This is a genomic window from uncultured Butyricimonas sp. (assembly GCF_959596855.1).
GTDB classification, from domain to species: Bacteria; Bacteroidota; Bacteroidia; order Bacteroidales; family Marinifilaceae; genus Butyricimonas; species Butyricimonas muris.
The window spans coordinates 102,445-114,700 of the sequence record NZ_CAUFYA010000003.1 but is presented as its reverse complement, the minus strand read 5'-3'; the positions used below and the strand labels follow the sequence as shown (position 1 = coordinate 114,700).

The 12,256-nt window shown below is 47.3% G+C and carries 7 protein-coding genes; 2 read left to right on the top strand and 5 right to left on the bottom strand.

From position 1 onward, the window contains the following. Positions 1-20 precede the first annotated feature (20 nt). The gene (locus Q5866_RS02485; RefSeq protein ID WP_292264678.1) at positions 21-2,183 is read left to right on the top strand and encodes a S46 family peptidase; all 2,163 of its coding nucleotides are present in this window, start codon (positions 21-23) and stop codon (positions 2,181-2,183) included. A 161-nt stretch (positions 2,184-2,344) separates the two neighbouring features. Here Q5866_RS02485 and Q5866_RS02480 read toward each other — a convergent pair whose 3' ends face one another. The 4 genes from Q5866_RS02480 to Q5866_RS02465 all read right to left on the bottom strand — a co-directional run bounded on the left by Q5866_RS02480 (position 2,345) and on the right by Q5866_RS02465 (position 9,404). Beyond that, the gene (locus Q5866_RS02480; protein ID WP_303178564.1) at positions 2,345-5,464 is read right to left on the bottom strand and encodes an efflux RND transporter permease subunit; all 3,120 of its coding nucleotides are present in this window, start codon (positions 5,462-5,464) and stop codon (positions 2,345-2,347) included. A 106-nt stretch (positions 5,465-5,570) separates the two neighbouring features. Continuing rightward, on the bottom strand, positions 5,571-6,668 hold the full coding sequence (locus Q5866_RS02475) for an efflux RND transporter periplasmic adaptor subunit (RefSeq protein ID WP_303178562.1): 1,098 nt from the start codon (positions 6,666-6,668) through the stop codon (positions 5,571-5,573). Between the two features lie 62 nt (positions 6,669-6,730). Further along, on the bottom strand, positions 6,731-8,134 hold the full coding sequence (locus Q5866_RS02470) for an efflux transporter outer membrane subunit (RefSeq protein ID WP_186974733.1): 1,404 nt from the start codon (positions 8,132-8,134) through the stop codon (positions 6,731-6,733). A 61-nt stretch (positions 8,135-8,195) separates the two neighbouring features. Further along, positions 8,196-9,404 carry a DUF4252 domain-containing protein gene (locus Q5866_RS02465; RefSeq protein WP_303178559.1) on the bottom strand — a complete coding sequence of 403 codons (1,209 nt, stop codon included), beginning with the start codon at positions 9,402-9,404 and terminating at the stop codon, positions 8,196-8,198. A gap of 234 nt (positions 9,405-9,638) precedes the next feature. On the opposite strand from Q5866_RS02465, the gene Q5866_RS02460 reads away from it, so the two are divergent. Then, positions 9,639-10,862 carry a 3-deoxy-D-manno-octulosonic acid transferase gene (locus Q5866_RS02460; RefSeq protein WP_303178557.1) on the top strand — a complete coding sequence of 408 codons (1,224 nt, stop codon included), beginning with the start codon at positions 9,639-9,641 and terminating at the stop codon, positions 10,860-10,862. Here the strand turns inward: Q5866_RS02460 and Q5866_RS02455 are convergent. Continuing rightward, positions 10,851-12,221 carry a S28 family serine protease gene (locus tag Q5866_RS02455; protein ID WP_186974731.1) on the bottom strand — a complete coding sequence of 457 codons (1,371 nt, stop codon included), beginning with the start codon at positions 12,219-12,221 and terminating at the stop codon, positions 10,851-10,853. The genes Q5866_RS02460 and Q5866_RS02455 overlap by 12 nt on opposite strands. Positions 12,222-12,256: the final 35 nt, after the last annotated feature.

Genomic DNA, 12,256 nt, shown 5'->3' with positions numbered 1-12,256 from the left:
TAAACGTGAAATTTAAACAGATGAAGAGAGTTTTAATTGTTTTAGTTGCTTTACTTTCAACGTCAATCGTGCGGGCGGATGAAGGTATGTGGCTGTTGTCCCTGCTCGGGAAAAATATTGAGCAGATGCAGGCACAAGGGTGTAAATTGACGGCGGAAGATATTTATTCCGTGAACAAGGCGTCGTTGAAGGATGCTATCGTGGGGTTGGGTAACGCCGGACGCCCGTTTTGGCATTTCTGTTCGGGTGAGATTATTTCCGACAAGGGATTGGTTTTGACGAACCACCATTGTGGTTTTGGTGTGATTCAAAAGCACTCTACGGTGGAGCATGATTACTTGTCTAACGGTTTCTGGGCATATGATATGAAAGATGAGTTGCCGAATCCCGGGATCACGGCTTCTATCTTGCAACGCATGGAAGATGTTACTGACAAGGTGAATGCCGTTTTGAAAGACGATATGACAGAGGCACAACGTGCTGAGGTTATTGGTGCGGTTTCAAAACAGATTGCGGCGGAAGCCGTGAAAGGTACTAACCTGCAGGCGCAAGTTATCGATATGTTCGAGGGAAATCAATTCTTTTTGTTGGTGTACAAGATTTATCAGGATGTTCGTTTGGTGGGAGCTCCGCCACAGAGCATGGGTAAATTCGGTGGTGACACGGACAACTGGGTATGGCCCCGTCATACTGCCGATTTCTGTATGATGCGTGTTTATACCGGACCGGACGGAGAACCTGCTCCTTATTCTCAGAATAATATTCCCTTGAAACCGAAACATCATTTACCTGTTTCTGCTAAAGGCGTACAGGACGGTGATTTCGCCATGATCATGGGATTCCCCGGAACGACGGATCGTTTCCTGACTTCTTTCGGTCTGAAAGAAACGATGGATGTAACGAACGATATCCGTTATAAAGTGCGTACGGAGAAATTGCGCGTGATGAAAGAAGGAATGGATGCAGATCCGAAAACCCGTATCCAATACGCTTCTAAATATGCATCGTGTGCGAATTACTGGAAATATTCTCACGAGCAGAATATCGCCTTGAAGAACTTGAACACCATGGGAGAGAAGGAGAAGATCGAGCGTGAATTCACAACTTGGATGAATGCCGAGTCTGCTCGTAAAGCTAAATATGGTAATGCTTTGACTTTGATTAAGGAAGGTTATGAAGCTATGCATCCTTACAACGAGGCTATGTCTTATATGCAGGAAGCCGGTCTTCAGGGAGCGGAGAGTCCGTTGTTTGCCGTTCGTGTGACGAACACGCTGAAAGCGTATTTCAGCGAGGATACTCCAGAGATGATCAAAGGTCGTATGTTGGATGCAATCAAGGATAACGCGACTGAGTTTTTCAAGGATTATAACAAGGATGTTGAGAAGAATTTGATCGCTACAATGCTGAAAATGTATAGCGATAACGTAGCTGAAGAATGGCACCCGGAAGTGATCAAAATGATCAACAAGAAATACAAGGGTAATTACGATAAGTTTGCCAAGGAGGTATCAGAGAAATCAATATTTACCGATCAGGCTCGTTTTGACGCCTTTTTGGCAAAACCCGATATGAAGAAGTTGGAGAAGGACCCGGGATATGTTATGGGTAACTCTTTGTTTGAGACTTACCAGAAATTGGGTGGTTTGACACAAGAGATGCGGACGAATATCGCTAAAGGTGACCGTCTGTTCGTGAAAGGATTGATGGAGATGCAACCCGACAAAGTATGGGCGCCGAACGCTAATTCCACGATTCGTTTGACTTACGGTAACGTGAAGAGCTATAAACCGAAGGATGCCGTATTCTATGATTATTACACCACTTTAACGGGTGTGATGGAAAAAGAAGGTCCGAAAGGCGGAGAGTTCGAGGTTCCGCAGAAGTTGAAAGATTTGTATTATGCAAAGAATTTCGGTCGCTACGGTGCTGACAATATTTCTGTGAACTTTATCACGAATAACGATATCACGGGTGGTAACTCCGGTTCTCCGGTGATCAATGCTTACGGTGAGTTGATTGGTACCGCTTTCGACGGGAACTCTGAAGCTATGTCTGGTGATATCGATTTCGAGGAAAATTTGCAAAGATGTATCAATCTGGATACGCGATATATGTTGTTTATTGTAGACAAGATGGCTAATGCCCAGAACTTGATCAATGAAATGACGATTGTGTACTAATTGAGTTTGAAAGTTTATAAAGTTCATAAGGTTTATAAAGTATTGGACCCCTGCGGGGCGCTTTGTCTACGGCAACTTAAGTTGCCGATAAGCATAGTCCGAAGGACACCCGTTACTTTATAAACCTTATGAACTTTATAAACTTTATAAACTATAATACTTCATGAACTTTTCTTTTTGAACCATTCTTGCAGGGATTCCATGATGTAGTAGAAGTTGGGCATAAAGAGTGTGCCGACGAGGGATGTCATTAACATACCGTAGAATACTGCGGTGCCGAGAGAGATTCGGCTGGCCGCACCTGCTCCGGTGGAAATGATCAAGGGGAATACACCGAGGATGAAGGCGAATGAGGTCATCAAAATCGGGCGCAGACGTACCCGTCCTGCCTCCAGAGCCGCTTCGCTGATCGGCTTTCCCGCGGCACGATAGTCCCGGGCGAATTCCACGATTAGGATGGCATTTTTTGCCGTGAGGGCAATCAGCAGGATGATACCGATCTGGGTGTAGACGCTGATCGGCAAATTCATTATAAGGCATCCGATGACAACGCCCAAAAGGGCAATAGGCAATCCCATGACAACGGCGAAAGGTGATGTCCAACTCTCGTATTGAGCGGCAAGAATAAGGAATGCCACGAGGATGGCGAGAATGAATATCGCGGTGGTGGTTGAACCGGCACTTTCTTCCTGATAGGACAGGCCTGTCCACTCGTACCCGAACGTGTTGCCTAATTCTTCTTTGACGACTTGCTCCATGGCGGTAAGGGCTTGACCGGAACTGTATCCCGCTGCTGCCGAGCCGGATATGGAAGCTGCTGCGTAGGTGTTGTACTTGGGTAGTAATTCTGTGCCTAGACGTTGTTCCACGGTGGTAAAGGCGGAGAATGGAACCATGTTGCCTTGTGTGTTTTTCACGTTGAGGAACAACACATCATCGATGACTTCACGGGTGGAAGGCAGGCCTTGGAGGTTTACTTGAAAAGTACGTCCGTATTTCACGAAGTTGTTGACGTAGATAGAACCGATATATGCCGACAACGCGCTGAACACGTCGCCGATGGGGATTTGCATTAATTCCACTTTGTCCCGGTCTATGTTCAGGTAATATTGCGGAACACTGGCACTGAACGTGGAGCGGAGCATGGCAAGTCCGGGGTATCGGTTGCCGGCATCGACAAGATGATCCGTGGCTTGTTGCAGGGCTGCTGAACCGTAATTATTGATGTCTTCCAGCATGAGTTGGAAGCCGCTGCTTTCTCCTAACCCGGGTATGGGTGGCGGGGATACGGCATAACTCTGTGCCTCGGGGATTTCCACGTAAGCGAGTTCGTTGAAACGGGTAGTGATGGCATCGACTCCGAGGGCTTTTGCTTTACGTTTGTCCCAGTTTTCGAGCATCACGAAAATGGATGCCGCGTTGGAACTTTGAGCGTTGTCCATCATGGAGAAGCCATTGATGGTGATATAGGTTCGCACCCCGTCGATGTCTTTTAATATGGCTCCGGCTTTGGCAGATGCCTCTTCCGTGCGGGAGAGGGAAGCCCCGTCGGGGAGTTGCATGGAGACGAGGAAATATCCCTGATCTTCGTTCGGAACGAAAGTGGTCGGTCTGTACATGAAGCCCAAGAAGGCAAGTACGGACAAAACGATAAAGATAAACATCGCCAGAGCCGATTTGCGGATAAAGCCCCGTACTACCCACATGTACCCGTTACTGGTCTTTTCGAAGAATTTATTGAATCCCTTGAAAAGGAAGAAACGGGATGGTTTTGCCGGTTTCAAGAATAGTGCGCAAAGGGCGGGGCTAAGAGTCAGGGCGTTGAATCCGCTGATCACGGTAGCGGCGGCAATCGTGAGGGCAAACTGTTTGTAGAGCGAACCGGTGATTCCCCCGATAAATGCCGTGGGAATGAACACGGCGAGCAAAACGAGTATAATGCCGACAATGGCGCCTGAAACCTCTTTCATGGCTTGGGTGACGGCTGCCCGCATATCGGTGTATTTCCCGGTTTCTATCAGTCGGTAGCTATTCTCGACGATGATAATGGCGTCGTCGACTACCAGTCCGATGGCGAGTACCAGTCCGAAAAGAGTTAGTGTGTTGATCGAGAAACCGAGTATGTTCATGAAGGCAAAGGTTCCGACAAGCGAGACGGGGATTGCTATCAACGGGATCAGCATCGCCCGCCAGTTTTGCAAGAACAGCAATATAACGATGAGCACGAGCAGGAATGCGGTGCCTAAAGTTTTGTATATCTCTTTGATGGAGGCGTGAATAAATTCCGTGGTGTCGAGAGTGATGTTGAGGTTTACTCCGTCGGGAAGGTAGGACGAGAGGGTGTTTACCCGTGCTTTGATTCGTTGGGAAACGTCGATGGCGTTGGCACCCGGAAGCTGATAAATGGCGATGGCGGCAACAGCACCACCTTTCAACGTGGCACTGGCACTGTATGACTGGCTGCCAAGTTCCACCGTGGCGACATCTTTTACTCGGAGGTATTTCCCGCCGGGGAGAGCTTTGATTATGATATTGCCGAATTCTTCTTCATTGACAAGTAATCCTTGTGTTTCGAGGGTATATTGGAAAGCTACTGGGCTTGCCAAAGGGGGTGCACCTACTGAGCCGGGGGCTACCTGTATGTTCTGGCTTTCGATAGCGGAAATGATTTCTTCCGGACTGACATCCCGGATAGCGAGTAAATTCGGGTCCAGCCATACGCGCATACTGTAATTGCCGGCACCGAAGGAACCGACACTTCCCACCCCTTTGATTCGGCTTAATTCGTTGACGAGGTTTAACTCCGCGTAGTTGGAGAGGTATAGGGCATCATAGCTCGGGTTATCCGAGGTCAGGGTGAGGAACATGACCACGTTGGTAGATTCTTTCGTGGTCGTGATACCCAGTTTGGTGACTTCCTGCGGGAGTGCGCTTTGGGCTATGTTTACCCGGTTTTGCACGAGGATGGTTGCCATGTCGAGGTCGGTACCGACTTCAAACGTGACCGTGAGTTTGTATATTCCCGCGCTGGACGAGGTGGACGACATGTATAACATCCCTTCCACCCCGTTCACTTGTTGTTCAATCGGGGTTGCCACCATCTGCGCTATGGTCGTGGCGTTGGCTCCCGGGTATTGTGCCTCCACGACTACCGTCGGCGGCGTGATCGTGGGGTATTGTTCCACGGGTAATGAGCTCAAGGAGATCACTCCTGCCACCACGATAAGGATGGAAAGGACAGTGGCGAATATAGGGCGGTTGATGAAAAACTTGGACATCATAAAGATTGAATTTTAGATTTATGATTTTAGATTTATGATTTACGATTTAAGGAGTCGGCAACGTTGGGTTTCGTGTGGCTGGAATCTAAAATCGTAAATCTAAAATCTAAAATTTTAAAATGGGTTTAATTTTCATTCCCGGACGGATGTTGATGAGGGCTTTGGTCACGTAGCGGTCTTCGGTGGTGATGCCGCTGATGATTTCCCGCATGCCGTCAGGGGTTAGGGTTCCGACTTTTACTTGACGAAATTCCACGGTATCGTCGGGGGTGACGAGGTAGATGTAACGTCCTCCTTGGTTGGTACTGATGGAAGCCTCGGGAATGACGATGGCTTTCGGTACACTCTTGTAAGGTACGACAACTTTCACGTACATTCCGCTCAACAAATCCCCGTTCGGGTTTCTGGCTATTGCCCGTACGGTGATGGTTCCCGTGGAGAGGTCGACGTTGGGCGACCGGTAATCGAGAGAGGCAATCCATGTTTTTTCGGGATTGTTCACGTCTTGTATCGTGACGGGTAGTGCCGACGGACTGTTTTGGGGTAATTGCATGAAATCGGCGTATGCCATATTGAAATAAAGGTACATCTGGTTGTCCTTGTATATGGTTGCCAGTGCCGAATTGTTGGCGTCGGTTCCTACCATATTACCGGGATCGACCATGTTACGGGATATCCGTCCCGTGAAAGGAGCTTTTACCGTGCAATAGGATAGGTCTATATTGGCGGAACTCAATTGCGCCCGCGCATCCTCGTAGGCGGCAACCGCTTCCCCGTAATCCGATTGGGATTGCAGGTAGTCTATTTCGCTGATAGCCTTATTTTTCACGGCTTCTTTCATGCGTTCGTAGGATGCCTTGGCGTATGCCAGTTTGGATTTGCAACTTTCTACATTCGCTTCGGCTTGGGCAACCTTGTCTTTGTAAGGTTGAGGTTCTATCACGAAAAGAGTTTGTCCTTCCCATACCCGCTGACCGGGGGTGAAGTTGTACGAATCGAGATACCCAGATACGCGGGCAACCAGATTGACGGTCTGTTCCGCTTCCATATACCCCGGGTATTCAAACGTGTAAACCACGGTACGGAATCCCGGATGAGCGACCTCCACCGAGGGAGCCTGAGGTGTTTCTTTTTTTTGCTTGGAATCCCCACAGCCCGTTAAAAAGATGATCGGAATAAAGAAGATAAAACTGGATACTTTCATAATAAATATGTATGTTAGTTCGTGTAAATGAAATCTAAAATCTAAAATCATTAAATCTAAAATTATTCCACAGGCCATCCTCCGCCAAGAGCCTGATAGAGTTCTATCAAGTAACGGAGTGACGCTGCCCGCGCTTCCACGAGGGAATTTTCGTAATTCAGCAGGCTCAATTGTGACGTGAGCACATTCTGGTAGCTTGTCAGACCGTTTTTATATTGTTCTATCGCCAGATCCAGTGTTAATTGTGATTGCTGGTAAGCATCGTTCAGGGCGGAGATTTGCGAGAGGGATTTGTTGTAAGTTACCAGCGCGTTGTCCACTTCCTGTAAGGCGGTGAGCAAGGTCTGGTTGTACGAGTTGATCTCTTCATCCAATTGGATTTGTGCTGATTTTTTGGATTCCACGAGGTTACGACCGCTGAATATCGTCCACTTGATAGAGGGAGCAATTTGCCATATCATGTTTTCCTTGTCCGTGAAGTGTTCGAAGTTCTCGGAAGCGTAACCGATGTAACCTGTCACGAGAAATTTCGGCCACCAGTCGGCACGGCTTGCCCCGACGGCTTCGGCCAGTCCGTCGATAGTTCTTTCTGCCGAACGTACATCCGGTCGTTGGCGGATCAGGTTCGCGGGAATCCCGACGGCTGCCGCTCTCGGGTTTTCCGGGAGCGGGTGTGTTCTGAACAGGGAATCCCGAATCTGAACGGAATGTTCCCCGATCAATACCCCGATCAGGTTTATTTGTTGCGCGATAGTTGATTCGATACCCGGAAGGGATGCTTTTGTTTGCAGGTAAAGACTTTTTGCCTGAGCCACGTCGAGCCGGGATGCGAGTCCCACGTTTAGTTTGGATTCCGTGAGTTCCATGACCTGTTTTTGGGATTCGATATTCCTTTGAGTCACTTCGAGTTGCTTCTGGGCGCAACGCAGATTGACGTATGCCGTGGACAACTGGGCGGCAAGTGATACCATAACTCCCCGGTAGTCTTCTTGGGCGGCGAGATAGAACTCTTTCTGTGAGGAACTTTCTTTACGGATTCGTCCGAAAACGTCGAGTTCCCAGTTCAAATTGACCGTGGCGCTTCCCACCCGTTCGATGATGTTTTTCTTGTCGGCGCTAAGACTGCTCTTTTCCGGCGCGTAACTACCCGAGAAGTAGATGGTCGGGTAATAAGGACTCCGGTCTACCCGTAATTTGGCTTTAGCCAGTTCTATTTTGCGGATTGCGTTACGGACGTCATAGTTTTTGATTACCGCTTTGTCAATCAGCGTGTCGAGTATGGGATCTCTGAACAGTTTCCACCATTCGTCGTTCGAGGGAAGTGTCTGTTGCAGGTTCGGGGCATTGCTAGTCCTTTTGTAAGGTTTGTTGACTTGTGGCGGGGCAGCTTTCCCCGCCAAAGTTATAAGTGTGAAAATAATAAATGACAGGATACATCCTGTCCTCGTCATAGCAGCCAGTCTCATAGTGTATAAATTGTGTTAGTCTATTTTCTACTAACTGCTATACGAGAATAAGGAAAAAATGTTAGAACCCGAAATTCATTTCGTCTGTAACAATAACTACTTGGGCGGACGGAGCGTTAAGTATTTTTCGCTCGATTTCCGTTGCCGGGCGTATTTGAATAATTTGCATCGGGTCGACGTTGAATGTTCTCGTGAGCCGATTGTTGACGAGTAATGACGGTTCGGACAGTTTCTCCGGATTGACCGTAAATTCCTGATTTTTGTATTTGTATTTCAAGACACCGTTGGAATAGCTGATGAATTGCCCTGATTTTTTCAGCGTGTTGATGATCACGTGGGACTTTTTCGCATTGCCCGGTTCGGTGACCATAATCACGTTGGCAATCTCCTCCGGTATCCCGTTTTTCAAGCTGTCGGCGGCATATTCTACCCCGTCGATCAAGTACGCGAGTTCTGAATTGGTAGCGTTTACTTTGATACGGGTTTTACCGTTCTCGCGGATGACTTCCAGACCGTTGGAAATAGATTCGGACATGCCGTCCATCCCGTTGAACATGCTGCCCATGTTGCGGAATGCCTCTTCTGCACGTTTCATCATATCTTCCATGCTGCCCATATTCCCGAATCGTTCCCGCAGGGTTCCGAAAGGATCTTCGCCGAAGAGCGAATCTCTCTTAACCCCGAATCTCTCTTCCATCCGTTTGAGCAGGTCCATCGGGTTGCCCATCCTCTCGGCGAAAGAACTGCCTTCGGCGGGAGTGTTGATGTATGCCAGTCTGTCAAGTCCTTTCACATTGAGAGCCGCAGCGATCTCATCCACATTATCCAAGTCGATATTTCCCTTTAATTCAATCACGGAGAGCTGTTCTTTTTCTTCGTTCCATAATACTAATGCCGTGATCTGCTCGTTGTTCTGTGTCACGTACAGACGCTCCTGACCGTATACGCCTTGATGGCTGCGTACGAGAGTGTACTTGGACTCGTTTTCCATGATCGGGATTAGTCTTTGGTTGATTTCTTCGACTACTTTAGGGGTTGCCCGTTTTTTGTCAACGTACATCACGTTGATTTCTTTCATGTTATTCAAGGCTTCTTCCGCGGCGATAGACATATCGCTTTGTTTATACAGTTTATAAAGCGATGGGGTTAGCATCGTCACGGTTATGCCTTCCTTGTTACGGAACGCTTTCATCTCTTTGCCTACCTGCGCTTGCAGGGGAAAAACGATGACAAGGCTTACTATACACGTTAATAAACATCTGATCTTCATAACCTGATAATTTTATTGTTATACTGGCACATTCTTTTTTAACCGACAGTAAATTTAATGGAATAACCCGTTCATTATTCCCGGCTTAACGTTATTTACAAAAGTTATACCATTGGGCGAGAAATTTTATACCTTTGAAGCCGAAAACAGATTGTAAATTGTAAATTTTAAATTTTAAATTGAAGATACTCTTGATATTCAATCTAAAATCTAAAATTTAAAATCTAAAATAATATGTTGGGGTATAATTTCGGGATTATCGCTTATCGCGGCGCTATTGGTATTGCTTCTCTGTTTAACGAGAAGGCGGCTTTGTGGGTGAAGGGAAGAAAGGGAATATGGAAACGGATGGAAGCGGCAGGACGGGAAAAAGGACGATTGGTGTGGTTTCATGCCTCCTCGCTCGGGGAGTTTGAGCAAGGACGTCCGGTGATCGAGAAGTTGAAAGAGAGAGAGCCTTACACGAAGATATTGTTGACTTTTTTCTCCCCCTCAGGTTACGAGATTCGGAAGAATTATCCCGGGGCGGATTATATATTCTATTTGCCGACGGATACCCCGGCAAATGCCCGTCGCTTTATGGAAATATGGCATCCCGATGCTGCCGTGTTCGTGAAATACGAGTACTGGTATAATTATCTCCGGGAGTTGCACGAACGTGAAGTGCCGACTTATTTGATATCTGCTATCTTCCGCCGGGAGCAGCCTTTTTTCAAAAAGTGGGGTGGACTGTACCGCCGGATGTTACGTTTCTTTACCCGCCTTTACGTGCAGGACGAGGAATCCGTTAAGTTGCTCGCCTCTATCGGGATTACCCACGTGCAACAGACGGGAGATACCCGTTTTGATCGCGTGAAACAGATCGCGGATGCGGCAAAACGAATCGAGAAAGTGGAAGCGTTCTGTAATGACCGCCGTGCCGTGGTTTGCGGGAGTACGTGGCCGGGGGACGAGGAGATTATCATGGATTATATCAATAAACAGGAAGGGGGCTTTAAATGGATTATCGTGCCTCACGAGATCGGGGAGGGGCATATCCGTGATATTCTGAACAAGTGTCATAAACCCGTGGCACGTTACACGGATGAAAATGCCGATGTGACGAAATGTCAAGTACTTGTGGTCGATACTATCGGGGTGCTGTCGTCTATATACCGGTATGGTTCCATTTCCTATATCGGCGGCGGTTTCGGTAAGGGTATCCACAACACGTTGGAAGCTGCGATATACGGAATCCCGGTGATTTTCGGTCCCAAGTATCATAAATTCAAAGAAGCGGTAGACTTGATTGATTGCGGGGGAGCGTTCTCGATCAAGGATAAGGAACAATTCACGTCCTTGCTCGACTCGTTAATAAATAGCCCGGCTATCGCTGAGGCGGCCGGGCAAAGTGCTTTAAAGTTTGTCAATAAACAATTGGGTGCTACGGATGCGATTATTCGCCAGTTAGTAGAATAGGACTTCTTCTTCCGCTTCATTTTCCACTTCGACACCCTTGATCCATGCTTTCAAGGTCTTTAGGATGGCGTCGCGAGTAAGGTTTTCGAAGTCTTTGATACGGCATTTGTGATCCATATCCGCTTTTATGTATTTGGCACACTTGGTATTCTTTTTCAAGTCAACGGCGGTAGCACTCCACGGGTCTATTCCCCCGTAGATAAAGAGCATATTTTCCGCTTTTGTTTGTAGCCAGTTATTTATGTCATGTAATTGTTTCGTGTTGAAAGGCGTATTCTCGTATCCCTTGGGCATAGCGAAGTCAAAGGTGATTATGTTGTCCTTTTCTTCTTTGAAATATTTTTTGAAGGGCTTGATGTTGTACGCGTACATGCCCGTTTCGGTCAGTGCGGCGTAATAGAAGGCCTCGATGTCTCTGATGGATTGGTCACTGAAGAAATCCGGTGACGAGATGCGGACAAGATAATTGTATATCTGTTCGAAGTCTTCCACTTCCGGTTGTGGCATATCGTTGATGTTATTGCCCCATTGCCAGAATGCAAACGGGAATTCCATGATGATTAATTTCAATGCCCGCTCCGTGCCGCCTGCTTTTTCGAATGTATAGCCTCTTGAACGTGCCGTTTCTTCCAGCATGGGTAATAATTTGTTGAGGTTCTCGAAACATTTTTTCTGGAAATCGAAGATTTGCCATTTGGTTTCTTTACCGCCACCTTCGAGCAAATGTCTGTTTTCCGGGGTATCGCCGAGTTTAGAAAGGAATTTCTCTAAACGGGGGTCCACTTTCTCTAGGTTAATCGGGGCAACATAAGGTACGCTGACTTCCACGTCCTCCGGGTAGAAGTAACGGTGGTAGACGGTGGTCTGTCCGCCTTTGCTGATACCGGTTGATATCCATCTCGTGTCGGGGTATACCTTTTGGCGCAAACTTTGGATGATCTCGTGTTGGTCGGTAGCCGCTTGTTTCAGCGTCAAGTCCGACCAAGGAGTTTCCCCGGCGGGCTTGCTGTTGTTGAAGAAACGGTGTTCTATCGTGAGTTGGTTTGTCTTGAATAATTGCGATAACTCGCTTTCGGTGGGAGAATATATCCCGTATCCTTCCAAGATTGCCACCATGGGCGCTTTGAAGTCCCGATGCCCGAGCAACACCCGTTGTTTGAATGTGCCTTTCGCGGGATTGTTATGGTCGATCGGTTGTTCGTACCAAAACTCGTAATATTCGCTATAGGGAGGAACTTTTAATTCCCGTATATCGGATATCTCTTTGATTTGCTGTAATTTCTGTAATAACGGCCCGTTCGCGAATAACGTTCCGCATGCTAATAATAGAGATACAACAAGTGTAAATACATATTTCATAGGTCAGCTCTTTATTTTTCAGTCTGCAAGGTATG